The organism is Geodermatophilus sp. URMC 63 (assembly GCF_053502565.1).
This window is the reverse complement of record NZ_CP199956.1, coordinates 827,476-840,863: the sequence shown is the minus strand read 5'-3', so window position 1 is coordinate 840,863 and position 13,388 is coordinate 827,476. Positions and strand designations below refer to the sequence as shown.

Here is a 13,388-nt window from a genome sequence, read left to right as displayed (position 1 = left end):
CGGTGCTCGTGGAGGTGTGGCGCTCGGGGTTCCTCGAGTCGGTGCACCGCGGCGCCGTGGTCGTCCTGGGCCCGGACGGCGAGGTCCGCTGGTCGGCCGGCGACGTCGAGCGGCCGGTGCTGCCGCGCTCGGCCAACAAGCCGGTCCAGGCCACGACCTACCTGACCGCCGGCTGGCGCCCCCGCTCGGAGGAGGAGCTGGCGATCGCCGCGGGCTCGCACTCCGGGGAGGACGGGCACCGCGACCTCGCGGCGGGCGTGCTGGCCGCCGCCGGACTGGGCCCGGAGGCGCTCGGCTGCCCTGCGGCGCTGCCCGGGCACGAGCCGACCCGCGCCGCCTGGCTGGTCGCCGGCCGCGAGCCCGAGCGGCTGGCCATGAACTGCTCCGGCAAGCACGCCGCCATGCTGGCCGCCTGCGTCGCCGCCGGCTGGCCGACCGCGGGCTACCTCGACCGGGAGCACCCGCTGCAGCAGGCGATCGAGGCCCGGCTGGCTGCAGCGGCCGGCGAGCCGGTGGCCGCGGTCGTCGTCGACGGGTGCGGTGCGCCCCAGCACGGGCTCTCGCTGACCGGGCTCGCCCGCGGCGTCGGCTCGCTGGTGGCCGCGCCGTCCGGGAGCCCGGAGCGCGCGGTGGCCGACGCGATGCGCGCGCACCCCTGGTACGTGGCCGGCACCGGCCGGGAGGACACCGACCTCATGACCGCCGTCCCCGGGCTGCTGGTCAAGGGCGGCGCCGACGGCGTGCACGTCGCCGCGCTGCCCGGGCAGGGTGCGGTGGCGGTCAAGCTCGACGACGGCGGTGACCGCGGGCGGACCTCGGTGCTCGCCGCCGCGCTGCGCCGTCTCGGCGTCGACGCCGGCGCGCTGGCGCGCTGGGCGGTCACCCCCGTGAGCGGCGGCGACGGGGTCGTCGGCGAGGTCCGGCCGTCGGCCGTCCTGGCCGGATCCAGCCGACCCGCCGCGGTGTGAGGGGACTCACGGGGGAGCGCTAGCTCCTGCGCTTGCAACAGCTAGCACTGCTGATTACCGTCGAGTTCGTGCAGACCCCCGGCGAGTTCGTGAGCGGTCAGGTGAGGTCGGTCCGCGAGAAGGTGGACCAGCTCGCCGGCAGCGTCGCGGAGACCGTCGCGGCCGAGGCCCAGTCGGTCTCGGCGGTGCGCTCGCAGGTGGGGGAGTACATCCGGGAGCAGCGCAGCGCGGCCCGGGTGTCCCTGCGCGAGCTCGCCCGCACCGCGGGGGTGAGCAACCCCTACCTCTCGCAGGTGGAACGAGGGCTGCGCAAGCCGTCGGCGGAGATCCTGGCCGCCATCGCCCGGGGTCTGAAGATCTCCGCTGAGTCGCTCTACGAGCAGGCGGGCATCCTCGACCGGCGGGCCGGCAACCCCGACACCCTCGCGGCGATCCGGTCCGACGACCAGCTCTCCGAGCGGCACAAGGCCGTGCTGCTGGAGCTGTACGAGACCTACGTCCGCGAGCACGCCGCCGTCGGCGAGCGGACGGCGCCCGACACCACCGGCGCTCCCTCCGGCACCCCGGAGGACGCCGTCCAGGACCGCACCCCCGGGGCCGGACCGGCCCCCGCCCCCTCCAAGGAGTCCGCATGAGCACCACCGACACCGTCAAGCAGGTCGCCGAGCGCGGCCGCACCCCGCTGCTGGCCGCCGTCGGCGCCGGCGACCTGGCCGTCGAGCAGGCCCGCACCGTGCTCGCCACGCTGCGCTCCCGCGCCGAGGCCCTCCCCGGTGAGGCCCAGGTCCAGGTCGACCTGGCCGCCAAGGAGGCCCGGACCCGCGCCGAGCAGGCCGCCGACCGCGCCCGTCAGCTGGCCGTCGCCGTCCGTCCCGACACGGTCGCGAACAACGTCGCCGAGCTGCTCGAGACCGCTCGCACCCAGGCCGTGAGCACCATCGAGACGCTGGCCGACCGTGGCGCCGACGTCCTCGAGGAGCTGCGCCGCCAGCCGGCCTTCCGTCGGTTCGCCGGCCGCGCCGAGCAGGTCGTCGACCGCGTCGAGGACGTCGTCGAGGAGGCCATCGAGGAGACCGCCGAGGCCGTGAGCGAGGCCTCCGACGAGGTCACCTCGCTGGTCCAGAAGGCCGCCTCGAAGACCGCCAAGGCCGCCGCCAAGGCCGAGGCCGTCGTCGACGAGGCCGCCGACTCCGCGAAGGCGGCGATCGACGAGACCGCCGAGACCGCCGAGACCGTGGACGAGACCGTGGCCGAGGCCGCCCGCAAGCCGGCCACGCGCACCAGCCCGGCCGCCAAGACCGGCGCCAAGGGCACCTCGGTCCGCGTGAGCCGCACCCGCAAGGCCACCGGCACCAACTGAGCAAGGACCCTCCTGCCCCCACCGCTCGCGAGCTCGCGGCGGGGCCCTGCAGGAGGGCCGAGGGCCCAGGGCCCCGGAGCTGCACCCGCGCTCCGGGGCCCTGTGCCGTCCCGGGACTGCCCCGTCGGAGGGGGTGCCGGAGCCGACCCGGCGGGTACCCTCCGGGCATGTCCTTCGACGGGGTCCTGCTTGAGGGCCTGTACTGGCTCACCCTGGCGCTGGTGGCCTGGGCGCTCGTCGACGCGGTGGTCCGCCCGGCCACCGGCTACGTCGCGGCGGGCAAGCTCACCAAACCGGCGTGGGTCGCGATCACGGCCCTCTCGGCCGTCGTCCTGTTCCTGCAGGGGCCGATGAGCTTCCTCGGCCTGCCGGCGGTCATCGCCGGCGTCGTCTACCTCGTCGACGTGCGTCCCGCGGTGCGCGGCGTCCAGCGGGGCAACAGCTCCTGGTGAGTGCCGCGGCGGCCGGTCAGAACCGGTCGTCGCGCGGCATGATCAGCCACAGCACCAGGTAGGCGACGAACTGCGGCCCGGGCAGGACGCAGGAGATCACGAAGGCCAGCCGCAGGGCGCCCGTCGAGACACCCAAGCTGCGGGCGAGGCCGGCGCAGACGCCGGCGATCATCGCGTGCTGGGTGTCGCGGGCGAGACGGCGCGGGGCGGGGTAGGTCATGACCCGACCCTAGGCGCGCCGGTCGGGTCGCGACATCGGGGAAGACCCTGGTCAACGGCTGAACACACCCGGAGGCGGCTCGGGGGAGGGCGTGGCGTCGGCGTCGTGCACCGGCTGCGCCGTCCCGGTGAACCGGTCCAGGTCGTCCCCGGCCACCACCCGGGCCGGCATCGGGTCGGCGGCGCAGCGCCGGGTCAGGGCCGCGACCGGCAGCGGCGCGTCGGAGGCGACCGCGACCAGGTTGCCGAAGCGGCGCCCGCGCAGCGTCCCGGGCTCGGCGAGCAGGCACACGTGCCCGAACACCGCCCGCAGCGTGGCGACCTGCCCGCGGGCGAAGCGCAGCGGCGGGCCGTCGGCCACGTTGGCCGTGAGGACGCCGCCGGGCCGCAGCACCCGCCGCGCCTCGGCGGCGAACTCGACGGTGGTCAGGTGGGCCGGCGTGCGGGCGCCGGCGAAGACGTCGCTGACCACGACGTCGGCGCTGCCGGTGGGGAGGGCCGCCAGCCCGGCGCGGGCGTCGGCGGCCCGCACCCGCACGCGCGCCCCCCGCGGCAGCGGCAGGTGGGCGCGCACCAGGTCGGTGAGCCGCCCGTCGAGCTCCACCACCCGCTGGCGCGAGGCGGGCCGGGTCACCGCCAGGTAGCGCGGCAGCGTCAGCGCGCCGCCCCCGAGGTGGACCGCGTCCACCGGCTCGCCCTCCGGTGCGGCCAGGTCGAGCACGTGGCCCATCCGCCGCACGTACTCGAACTCCAGGTGCGCGGGATCGTCGAGGTCGACGTGCGACTGCGGGGTGCCGTCGACGACCAGCACCCACGAGCCGTCGCGGTCGGCGTCGCCGAGGAGTTCGGCGGTGCCGCCGTCGACCGCCGTGGGGCCGGGCGGGACCACCGGTGCACGGTCGGGCCGTCTCACGTCGGCGCGACCGCCGACCAGCGCACGGTCAGCTCCCCGTGCCGCCAGCGCCGGGTGGAGCCCACCAGCGGCCAGCCCTCGTCGGCGAGCGTCTGCACCGCCGCCGCCCAGCGCTGCCGCGGGCCGAAGGTCGCCAGCCCCGCCGCGGCCGCCCACGCGGCGTCGAGGGCGCGCAGGAACCCGTGCACCGGCCGGCCCGGCACGTTGTGGTGGACCAGCGCCTTGGGCAGCCGCTCGGCGAGGTCGGACGGGCGGTCGAGGTCGGCGACCCGGGCGGCCAGGGTGAGCATGAGCGGCCCGTCGGCGTCCAGCGCCACCCACGTGGCGCGGCGTCCCCACTCGTCGCAGGTGCCCTCCACCAGCAGCCCCCCCGGCCCCAGCGCGGCGCGCATGGTCTCCCACGCCCGCGCCGCCGAGGCCTCGTCGTACTGGCGCAGCACGTTGAACGCCCGCACCAGCACCGGCTGCAGCCCGGCCAGCTCGAAACCGCCGGTGCGGAAGTCGATGCGCGGCGGGTCGCGGTCCTCGGCGACGGCGGCGACCCGGGCCGGGTCGATCTCCAGGCCGACCACCTCGAGGCCGGGTACCTCCGGGGTCAGCCGCTCGGCCAGCTCGAGGGTGGTGACCGCCGAGGAGCCGTAGCCGAGGTCGACCACCAGCGGCCGGGCGGCGTCGCGCAGCCGGGGCACCTGGGTGGCGAGGATCCAGCGGTCGACGCGGCGCAGCCGGTTGGCGTTCGTCGTCCCGCGGGTCGGGAGGCCGAGGGCCCGCGCCCGGCCGGCCGCCAGGCGGGGGTGGGCCGTGCGCGAGGTGAGGCTCGCCCGGCGCTTGTGCTCGCTGCCCCCCTCGCTCACCGGTCCCGAGCGTAGTCCGCCTCCCGGGCCGGCTGGCGCGCCGCGGCTACCGTGGGGCGGTGCTCGTCCGTTCCGACGCCCGTCTCGCCGACCTGACCACCCTCGGGATCGGGGGACCCGTCGGCCGGCTGGTCGAGGTCTCCGACGCCGCCGAGCTCGTCGCCGCCGTGCGGGAGGCCGACGAGGCCGGCCGGCCGCTGCTGGTGCTCGGCGGCGGGTCCAACCTCGTCGCCCCCGACGAGGGGTGGGACGGTGACGTCGTCGCCGTCCGCAGCCGCGGGGTCGAGCGGCGCGGCGACACCCTTGAGGTGCAGGCCGGTGAGGACTGGGACGAGCTGGTCGCGCTGACCGTCGAGCAGGAGCTGGCCGGCATGGAGGCCCTCTCGGGCATCCCCGGCTCCACCGGCGCGACGCCCGTGCAGAACGTCGGCGCCTACGGCCAGGAGGTCGCCCAGACGATCACCGCGGTGCGCGTCTACGACCGCGCCGAGAAGAACGAGCGGACGCTCTCGACCGACGAGTGCGCCTTCGGCTACCGCGACAGCCGGCTCAAGCGCGAGCCCGGCCGCTTCGTCGTCCTCACCGTGGACTTCACGCTCGACCCCGGCCCGCTGTCGCGCCCCGTCGGCTACGCCGAGCTGGCCAAGCGGCTGGGCGTGGACCTCGGCGGGCGGGCGCCGCTGGCCGACGTCCGCGCCGCCGTGCTCGACCTGCGCCGCGGCAAGGGGATGGTCGTCGACCCGGCCGACCCCGACACCCGCAGCGCCGGGTCGTTCTTCACCAACCCCGTCGTCCCCGCCGAGCAGGCGGTGCCCGGCTGCCCGAGCTGGCCGGCCGGCGACGGGCGGGTCAAGCTCAGCGCCGCCTGGCTGGTGCAGTCGGCCGGCTTCGGGCGCGGCACGCGGGAGGGCCGGGTCGGGACGTCGTCGCGGCACAGCCTGGCGCTGACCACCGAGCCCGGGGCGACGGCGGCCGAGCTGCTGGCCTTCGCCGACCGCGTCGTCGCCACCGTCCGGGAGCGCTTCGGCGTCACGCTGGTCCCGGAGCCCACCCGGCTGTGACCGACGGCCGGGTCCGCCCCCGGCTCATGGTGCCCAAGCTCACCCCGCAGCGCGAGGACGGGCACGGTGCGGTGAGGTCGGGGCGCCTCAGCCCCCGGTGGGGTCCAGGTACACGACGTGCAGGCCGACGTACCCGTGCTCGGGGTGGCGGAAGGCGCCCGGCACGGTGCCCACCACCCCGGAGCCGAGCGAGCGCCACAGGGTCACGGCAGGCGTGTTGGTCTCGACGACGGCGTTGAACTGGATGCCGCGGTACCCGGCGGCGCGCGCCCACGCGAGGACGTGCCCGCCGAGCACGCGTCCCACGCCGCGGCCCTGCGCGGCCGGGGCGACGAGGAAGCTCGCCGTCGCGACGTGTGACCCGCGGCCCGGTCGGTTGGGGCCCATCTCGGCGCTGCCGACCGACGGCCTCCCCGTCGACGGCGACGACCGTGCGTCCCGGCGGCTCCTCCATCCGGAGGGGCCGGGCGTCCTCGAGCGAGAGCCCCTCCGGGTAGGCATCCGTGCGGCCGGCGTCGACCACCGTCCGGAAGAACGGGTGGATGCGCGGCCAGTCGTCGTCGGTGGCCTCGCGGACGTACACGCTCACGCCTCGCGGTGCACCTTGTGCTGGGCGGCCTGCGCGCGCGGGCGGACGACGAGCAGGTCGACGTTGACGTGGTGCGGTCGGGTGAGCGCCCAGGCGATGCAGTCGGCGACGTCGTCGGCCACCAGCGGCTCGCGCACCCCGCGGTAGACGGCGTCGGCCAGCTCCTGGTCGCCGACCCGGTTGACCGCGAACTCCTCGGTGCGCACCATCCCGGGCGCGATCTCGATCACCCGCACCGGCTGGTCGAACACCTCCAGGCGCAGCGTCTCGGCCAGCGTGTGCACGCCGTGCTTGGCCGCGGTGTAGGACGCCCCGCCCTCGTAGCTGACCAGCCCCGCGGTCGAGCCGACGAACAGCACGTCGCCGGCGCCGGAGGCGATCAGCGCGGGCAGCAGCGCCTTGGTCAGCCGCACGGTGCCGAGCACGTTGACCTCGAAGGTCCGTGCCCAGGAGTCCAGGTCGGCCCGCGCCACCGGGTTGGCGTCGAACGCGCCGCCGGCGTTGTTCACCAGCACGTCCACGCGCGGCAGCTCGGCGACGAAGGCGTCGACCGAGGCGGCGTCGGTGACGTCGAGCGGCAGCGCCCGGGCGCCGATGGTGCCGGCCAGCTCGGTCAGCCGGTCCATCCGGCGCGCACCGAGGACGACGTCGAAGCCCTCGGCCGCCAGCCGGGTGGCCGTGGCGGCCCCGATGCCGCTGGTGGCACCGGTGACGACGGCGGTGCGCCCGGTCCCGGGGAGCGTGGAGGAGGCGGGGGCGGACATGTGGTCATCCTGACCCTGTTGCAGGATGGAGAGTCGACAGGGGTGCTCTCACGGCGCCCGGGACGGGTGCTGGCGGGAGGTTCGGTGTGCCTGCTCGCCGCCTGCTCACCCCGCGCGCGCCCCGGCGGGTGGCCACGGTCTCGGTGCACACCAGCCCGCTCGACCAGCCCGGCGCGGGCGACGCCGGGGGGATGAACGTCTACATCGTCGAGGTCTCCCGCCGGCTGGCCGCGCGGGGCATCGCCGTCGACGTGTTCACCCGGGCCACCTCCAGCGACCTGCCCCCCGTGGTCGAGATGAGCCCCGGGGTCACCGTGCGGCACGTCAGCGCCGGCCCGTTCGAGGGTCTGGGCAAGGAGGAGCTGCCCGCCCAGCTGTGCGCCTTCACCGCCGGTGTCCTGCGCGAGGAGGCGCAGCACGAGCCGGGCCACTACGACGTCGTCCACTCGCACTACTGGCTGTCCGGGCAGGTCGGCTGGCTGGCCCGCGACCGGTGGAGCGTCCCGCTCATCCACACCGCCCACACCCTCGCCAAGGTGAAGAACGCCGCGCTGGCCGCCGGCGACCGGCCCGAGCCGCGCGCCCGTGTCATCGGCGAGGAGCAGGTGGTCGCCGAGGCCGACCGGCTGGTGGCCAACACCGAGGAGGAGGCCCGCCAGCTCGTCGAGCACTACGGGGCCGACCCCCGGCGCACCCTCGTCGTCCCCCCGGGCGTCGACCTCGACCGCTTCCGCCCCGGCGACCGCGCCGCCGCCCGCCGCGCGCTGGGCGTGCCCGCCGACGCCGTCGTGCTGACCTTCGTCGGCCGGATCCAGCCGCTCAAGGCCCCCGACCTGCTGCTCGAGGCAGCCGCGCGGATGCTCGAGGACGACCCCGACCTGCGCGACCGGCTGCGGGTGCACGTGGTCGGCGCGCCCAGCGGGTCGGGCCTGGAGGCGCCGCGCCGGCTGGAGGAGCTGGCCGGGCGGCTGGGCATCGCCGACCGGGTGCGCTTCCTGCCGCCGCAGGCGCCCGACCGGCTGGCGCTGCACTACCGGGCCGCCGACGTCGCCGTCGTCCCGAGCCACAACGAGTCCTTCGGCCTGGTCGCGCTCGAGGCGCAGGCCTGCGGCACGCCCGTCGTGGCCGCCGCGGTGGGCGGACTGCGGACCGCCGTGCGCGACGGCGTCTCCGGGGTGCTGGTCGAGGGCCGCGACCCCGCCGCCTACGCCGCCGCCATCCGCGCGGTGCTCACCCGGCGCCCCCTGCTGGCCGCCGGCGCGCGTCGGCACGCCGGGGACTTCTCCTGGGACCGCACCGCCGACGCGCTGGTGGCGGCCTACGGCTCCGCGGCCGCCGAGATGGCCGCGGCGGCGGCCGCCGTGCGGCGCGAGCGGGCCGTCGGCGCGCTGTGGCCGGTGCCCGGGACCCAGGTGGCCTGGTGATGCGGGTGGCACGGTGAGCCGGGGAACGCGGTGAGCACCGACGGCGGCGAGCGGCCGGCGCGCACGGACGTCGTCGCCGCGCTGGACGCGGTCATCGACCGGACGCTGCGGGATGCCGAGCTGGCGCACGAGCACCCGGCGCCGGGCCGGTGGCTGGTCGACCTGCCCGGCACCCAGAAGCTCAAGACGGTGTGCGGGCTCATCGTCGGCGAGCACGCGCTGCGGGTGGAGGCCTTCGTCTGCCGCCAGCCCGACGAGAACCGCGAGCAGCTGTGGACCTACCTGCTGCAGCACAACGCCCGCATGTACGGCGTCGCGTACTCGGTCGACCGGGTCGGGGACGTCTACCTGACCGGCCGGGTCCCGCACGCCGCGGTGACGCCCGACGAGCTCGACCGGCTGCTCGGCGCCGTCCTCAGCTACGCCGACGACCACTTCAACACGATGCTCGAGATCGGCTTCGGCAGCTCGATCCGCCGGGAGTGGGAGTGGCGGGTCAAGCGCGGGGAGTCGCTGCGCAACCTGGAGGCCTTCGCCGCCTTCGCGCAGGCCGGGAGCCGCTCGGAGACGCCGGGCGGCGCGCCCGGCCCGGCCCGGGGCGACGGGGGAGGGACCGCCCCGGACGGCGGGGCGTGACCGCGACCGGGCGGGACCGCGCGGCCGCGCCCGCCGCACCGGCCGCGCCCGCCGCACCGGCCGCGGCACCGGCCGGGGAGCGTCCCGGCTACCCCCGGCGGTGGTGGGTGCTGGCCACCATGACGGTCTGCCTGCTCGTGGTGATCATGGGCAACACGACGCTCAACGTGGCCATCCCGACGCTGCAGCGCGAGCTCGGCGCGACCCAGGGCGAGCTGCAGTGGGCCGTGGACGCCTACATCGTCGTCTTCGCCGGGCTGCTGTTCTCCTGGGGCGTCATCGGCGACCGGATCGGCCGGCGCACGGTCCTGCTCATCGGCCTGACCGTCTTCGCGACGGGCTCGGTGCTGGCCGCCACCGCCGACAGCCCGCTGGAGCTCATCGCGTACCGGGCGGTGATGGGCGTCGGCGGCGCGGCCGTGCAGCCGACCACCCTCGCCGTCATCACCAACGTCTTCCCGGCGAGCGAGCGCGGCCGGGCGATCGGCATCTGGGCGGCCACCGCGGGCCTGGCCGTGGCCGGTGGGCCGCTGGCCAGCGGCGCGGTGCTCACCCACTTCTGGTGGGGCGCGATCTTCCTCATCGGCGTCCCGGTGGCCGTCCTCGGCGTGCTGGGCACGGTCGCGTTCGTGCCGGAGTCGCGCGACCCCGAGCCGGGCCGGCTCGACGTCCCGGGGGTGCTGCTGTCGATCGCCGCCCTGGCCGGCCTAGTCTACGGCATCATCCACGGCGGCTCGGGGGTGGGCTGGGCGACGCCGGGCGTGCTCCTGCCGCTGGTCGGCGGCGTGGTGCTCATGGCGCTGTTCGTCTGGTTGCAGCGGCGGTCGACGCACCCGGCGCTCGACGTCTCGCTGTTCCGCCTGCCGGCCTTCTCCGCGGCGGCCGCGGCGCTGGGCCTGAACTTCTTCGCCCTGATGGGCGCGACCTTCTACCTCGTGTACTACCTGCAGGGGGCGCGCGGCTACGACCCGCTGCAGTCGGGCGCGACGCTCATCTCGGTGGCACTGGGGATGGCCCTGATGGCGACCCGCAGCTCCCGGCTGGCCGAGCGCCTGGGCGCCAAGGCCGTCTGCGCGGGCGGGTTCGTGCTCATCACGCTGTCGTTCCTGGGGTTCCAGCTGCTCGACCAGGACGCCCCGCTGTGGCTCCTGGTCACCGCGCTCAGCGTGCAGGGTCTGGGCATGGGCGCGGTGATGGCGCCGGCCACCGAGTCGATCATGTCGGTGGTGCCGCGGGAGAAGGCCGGCGCGGGCGCCGCGGTGAACAATACCGTCCGCCAGGTCGGCGGCGCCCTGGGCGTGGCCATCCTCGGCTCGCTGCTCGCCACCGCCTACGCGGCGAACGTCGGCCGGGTCGTCGACGTGCTGCCGGCCGCGGTGCGCGACGAGGCGAGCACCTCGATCGCGGCCACCCTCGAGGCCGCGCGGGTCACCGCCGTCGCGGCCCGCGCGGCCGGCGACGAGGAGCGGGCCGCCGCGGCCGAGGCGCTGGTCGGGGCCGCCCGCGAGGCGTTCGTCTCCGCCATGCACGTCACCGCCGTCGGGACGGCCACCGCCTCGGCGGTCGCCGCGGTCGTCGTCCTGGTCTGGCTCCCGGGACGGCGTCGTCCGCGGTCGACGCCGTCCTGAACACCCGCGCGTGGGCGTGCCCCGACGCCTAGCGTGGGGCCGGTGACCGACCCGCCCGCGCAGCAGGAGCGCCTGGCCCGCGCGCTGATCGGCGTCGTCGCCGCCTCCGGGCTGGTCTACCCGCTGCTGCTGTGCGCCGTGCAGCTGGTGTTCGCCCAGCTGTTCGTCGTCGACGTGGCTGCGACCGTGCTGTGGCTGGGCGTCGCCGTCACCTGCTGCGTGGCGCTGGTGGCCGCGGTGCGGTGGGGCGCGGCCCGCCGGGTGCGCAGTCCGTGGCTGCTGGCCGGGCTGGCGCCGCCGGTCCTCTACGAGGTCTGGGTGCTCTGGCCGCTGGTGACCGGCTGAGCTCGGTTCGGGCAGGATGGGCCCGTGACGACGTCAGCGGTGAACGCCCCGGGCACCCTCGTGCTGCTCCGCCACGGCGAGAGCGAGTGGAACAAGGCCAACCTGTTCACCGGGTGGGTCGACGTCGAGCTGTCGGAGAAGGGCCGCGCCGAGGCCGCCCGCGGGGGGCAGCTGCTCGCCGAGCACGGCCTGCTGCCCGACGTGCTGCACACCTCGCTGCTCAAGCGGGCGATCACCACCGCCGAGCTCGCGCTGGCCACCGCCGACCGGCAGTGGATCCCGGTGCGCCGGTCGTGGCGGCTCAACGAGCGGCACTACGGCGCGCTGCAGGGCAAGGACAAGGCCGCCACCCTCGCCGAGTACGGCGAGGAGCAGTTCATGGTGTGGCGCCGCTCCTACAGCACCCCGCCGCCGCCGATCGAGGCCGGCAGCGAGTACTCCCAGGACGGCGACCCGCGCTACGCGTTCCTGCCGCCCGAGGTGCGCCCGGCCACCGAGTGCCTGGCCGACGTCGTCGTCCGGATGCTGCCGTACTGGTACGACGCGATCGTGCCCGACCTGCGCAGCGGCGCCACCGTGCTCGTGGCCGCGCACGGCAACAGCCTGCGGGCGCTGGTCAAGCACCTCGACGGCATGGGGGAGGACGAGGTCGTGGGCCTCAACATCCCCACCGGCGTCCCGCTGCGCTACGACCTCGACGCCGACCTCACGCCGGTCAAGCCCGGGGGTGAGTATCTCGACCCGGAGGCCGCCGCGGCCGCCATCGAGGCGGTCAAGAACCAGGGCAAGAAGTGACCGGTGGGCTCCCGCCCTGGGAGCCCCCGTTCACCGGCACCGAGACCGAGCACCTGCTCGGTGCCCTCGACCGGCTCCGCACCACGTTCCGCTGGAAGGCCGACGGCCTCGACGCCGACGGCCTGCGGGCGCGGGTCGGGGTCTCCTCGCTGACCCTCGGCGGGCTGCTCAAGCACCTCGCGCTGGTGGAGGACCTCACCACGACGTGGAAGCTGCCGGGAGCCTCACCCGGGGAGCGCTGGGAGGCGGTCGCCCGGGCCGGTGACTTCGAGTGGCCGTTCACCTCGGCGGCCGAGGACGCCCCCGCGGACCTCTACGCGACCTGGGACGACGCCGTGGCACGGTCCCGGGTGCGGCTGGCCGAGGCGGTGGCCGACGGCGGGCTCGACCGGACGGTGCACCTCTCGGGCCCCGACGGGCAGCCGGTGGGCCTGCGCCGGCTGGTGTGCGACCTGCTCGAGGAGTACGGGCGGCACACCGGGCACGCCGACCTGCTGCGCGAGGCCGTCGACGGCCGGGTCGGCGAGGACCCGCCGGAGGACTGGCGTCCCGTGAGCGGCCGGTACCGGCCCTAGCTCGCGGTCTCCTGCATCTGCCGCTCGCCGGTGACCAGGTAGACGACGCGGCGGGCGACGCTGACGGCGTGGTCGGCGAAGCGCTCGTAGTAGCGGCCGAGCAGCGTGATGTCGATGGCCGCCTCCATGCCGTGCGGCCAGCCGGGGCTCAGCAGCACGCCGAACAGCTGACGGTGCAGCGCGTCCATGAGGTCGTCGTCGCTCTCGAGCTCGGCGGCGGCCCGGACGTCGAGGCGGGCGATCACCGCGCCGGTCTTGGCGACCAGGCTCTGCGCGACGTGGCCGGCCTCGAGGAGGATCGGCCGCACCTCGGCGGGGACGGCCGACTCCGGGAAGCGCATCCGGGCCAGCTTGGCCACGTGGACGGCGAGGTCGCCCATGCGCTCGAGGTCGGCGACGATGCGCATCGCGGTGGTGATCGTGCGCAGGTCGGTGGCGACCGGCTGCTGGCGGGCCAGCAGGGTGAAGCAGCGCTCCTCGATGCTCTCGCGCACCGCGTCGACGTGCTCGTCCCCGGCGATGACCAGGTCGGCGAGGGACACGTCGGCGTCGAGCAGGGCGGTCGTGGCGGTGCTCATCGCCGAGCCCACCGAGTTCGCCATCTCCACCAGGCAGGCGTTGATGTCCTCGAGCTCTCCGCGGTAGTGCTCGCGCACGGGTCCTCCTCGTGGCCGGCCGCACGGAGGCCGGCGGCGGGTGCGGCCACCGTCTGATCCGGTGCGCCGTCGTCTGGATCCCGAGGGTAGGAGCCCTGGGCGTGGTGCGGATCCCCGCCCGGTGAACGGGCGGACACGCCCGCGTGAAC

17 protein-coding genes are annotated in these 13,388 nt (G+C 76.3%); 11 read left to right on the top strand and 6 right to left on the bottom strand.

Annotated features, from left to right (window positions below; translation table 11 throughout):
• Nucleotides 1-2 precede the first annotated feature (2 nt).
• From ACWIZO_RS04100 to ACWIZO_RS04085, 4 genes are all read left to right on the top strand, one after another.
• A complete protein-coding gene (locus tag ACWIZO_RS04100) occupies nucleotides 3-968 on the top strand; it encodes an asparaginase (RefSeq protein WP_448641246.1) in 966 nt (321 codons plus the stop codon).
• Nucleotides 969-1,036: 68 nt separating this feature from the next.
• Entirely contained in the window at nucleotides 1,037-1,603 is a 567-nt protein-coding gene (locus tag ACWIZO_RS04095) for a helix-turn-helix domain-containing protein (protein WP_448641245.1), read from the top strand.
• The gene (locus tag ACWIZO_RS04090) at nucleotides 1,600-2,328 is read left to right on the top strand and encodes a hypothetical protein (RefSeq protein WP_448641244.1); all 729 of its coding nucleotides are present in this window, start codon (nucleotides 1,600-1,602) and stop codon (nucleotides 2,326-2,328) included. The genes ACWIZO_RS04095 and ACWIZO_RS04090 overlap by 4 nt, the downstream gene beginning before the upstream one ends.
• A gap of 167 nt (nucleotides 2,329-2,495) precedes the next feature.
• Complete coding sequence (locus ACWIZO_RS04085; RefSeq protein WP_448641243.1) at nucleotides 2,496-2,780, top strand: DUF2516 family protein; 285 nt, start codon at nucleotides 2,496-2,498, stop codon at nucleotides 2,778-2,780.
• Nucleotides 2,781-2,796: 16 nt separating this feature from the next.
• Here the strand turns inward: ACWIZO_RS04085 and ACWIZO_RS04080 are convergent, their stop codons facing one another.
• The 3 genes from ACWIZO_RS04080 to ACWIZO_RS04070 are packed head-to-tail and all read right to left on the bottom strand — an operon-like array spanning nucleotide 2,797 to nucleotide 4,766.
• Nucleotides 2,797-3,000 carry a PspC domain-containing protein gene (locus ACWIZO_RS04080; RefSeq protein ID WP_448641242.1) on the bottom strand — a complete coding sequence of 68 codons (204 nt, stop codon included), beginning with the start codon at nucleotides 2,998-3,000 and terminating at the stop codon, nucleotides 2,797-2,799.
• Nucleotides 3,001-3,051: 51 nt separating this feature from the next.
• Nucleotides 3,052-3,888, bottom strand: a complete 837-nt coding sequence (locus tag ACWIZO_RS04075; protein WP_448641241.1) for a spermidine synthase — start codon at nucleotides 3,886-3,888, stop codon at nucleotides 3,052-3,054.
• Nucleotides 3,889-3,908: 20 nt separating this feature from the next.
• Nucleotides 3,909-4,766 (bottom strand): class I SAM-dependent methyltransferase, encoded by an 858-nt coding sequence (locus ACWIZO_RS04070; RefSeq protein ID WP_448641240.1) that lies wholly within the window; start codon nucleotides 4,764-4,766, stop codon nucleotides 3,909-3,911.
• Between the two features lie 59 nt (nucleotides 4,767-4,825).
• Between ACWIZO_RS04070 and ACWIZO_RS04065 the strand changes: the two genes are divergently transcribed.
• Nucleotides 4,826-5,827, top strand: a complete 1,002-nt coding sequence (locus ACWIZO_RS04065) for a UDP-N-acetylmuramate dehydrogenase (RefSeq protein WP_448641239.1) — start codon at nucleotides 4,826-4,828, stop codon at nucleotides 5,825-5,827.
• A gap of 87 nt (nucleotides 5,828-5,914) precedes the next feature.
• Here ACWIZO_RS04065 and ACWIZO_RS04060 read toward each other — a convergent pair whose 3' ends face one another.
• Both ACWIZO_RS04060 and ACWIZO_RS04055 read right to left on the bottom strand, forming a co-directional pair.
• Nucleotides 5,915-6,214, bottom strand: coding sequence for a GNAT family N-acetyltransferase (locus tag ACWIZO_RS04060; protein WP_448641238.1), 300 nt, complete (start codon nucleotides 6,212-6,214; stop codon nucleotides 5,915-5,917).
• 198 nt (nucleotides 6,215-6,412) lie between these two features.
• On the bottom strand, nucleotides 6,413-7,180 hold the full coding sequence (locus ACWIZO_RS04055) for an SDR family oxidoreductase (protein WP_448641237.1): 768 nt from the start codon (nucleotides 7,178-7,180) through the stop codon (nucleotides 6,413-6,415).
• Between the two features lie 86 nt (nucleotides 7,181-7,266).
• Here ACWIZO_RS04055 and mshA point away from each other — a divergent pair, with 86 nt between their 5' ends.
• The 6 genes from mshA to ACWIZO_RS04025 are packed head-to-tail and all read left to right on the top strand — an operon-like array spanning nucleotide 7,267 to nucleotide 12,583.
• Nucleotides 7,267-8,604 carry a D-inositol-3-phosphate glycosyltransferase gene (gene mshA / locus ACWIZO_RS04050; protein WP_448641236.1) on the top strand — a complete coding sequence of 446 codons (1,338 nt, stop codon included), beginning with the start codon at nucleotides 7,267-7,269 and terminating at the stop codon, nucleotides 8,602-8,604.
• A gap of 30 nt (nucleotides 8,605-8,634) precedes the next feature.
• Entirely contained in the window at nucleotides 8,635-9,240 is a 606-nt protein-coding gene (locus tag ACWIZO_RS04045) for a YbjN domain-containing protein (protein ID WP_448641235.1), read from the top strand.
• Nucleotides 9,237-10,868, top strand: a complete 1,632-nt coding sequence (locus tag ACWIZO_RS04040) for an MFS transporter (RefSeq protein WP_448641234.1) — start codon at nucleotides 9,237-9,239, stop codon at nucleotides 10,866-10,868. The genes ACWIZO_RS04045 and ACWIZO_RS04040 overlap by 4 nt, the downstream gene beginning before the upstream one ends.
• A 42-nt stretch (nucleotides 10,869-10,910) precedes the next feature.
• Nucleotides 10,911-11,213, top strand: a complete 303-nt coding sequence (locus tag ACWIZO_RS04035) for a hypothetical protein (RefSeq protein ID WP_448641233.1) — start codon at nucleotides 10,911-10,913, stop codon at nucleotides 11,211-11,213.
• A 24-nt stretch (nucleotides 11,214-11,237) separates the two neighbouring features.
• Nucleotides 11,238-12,008 (top strand): phosphoglyceromutase, encoded by a 771-nt coding sequence (locus ACWIZO_RS04030; protein WP_448641232.1) that lies wholly within the window; start codon nucleotides 11,238-11,240, stop codon nucleotides 12,006-12,008.
• Nucleotides 12,005-12,583: a mycothiol transferase gene (locus ACWIZO_RS04025; protein WP_448641231.1), complete on the top strand. Its 579-nt coding sequence runs from the start codon at nucleotides 12,005-12,007 to the stop codon at nucleotides 12,581-12,583. The genes ACWIZO_RS04030 and ACWIZO_RS04025 overlap by 4 nt, the downstream gene beginning before the upstream one ends.
• On the opposite strand, the gene phoU is transcribed toward ACWIZO_RS04025, so the two are convergent.
• Nucleotides 12,580-13,239 (bottom strand): phosphate signaling complex protein PhoU, encoded by a 660-nt coding sequence (gene phoU / locus ACWIZO_RS04020; RefSeq protein ID WP_446757490.1) that lies wholly within the window; start codon nucleotides 13,237-13,239, stop codon nucleotides 12,580-12,582. The genes ACWIZO_RS04025 and phoU overlap by 4 nt on opposite strands.
• Nucleotides 13,240-13,388 lie beyond the last annotated feature (149 nt).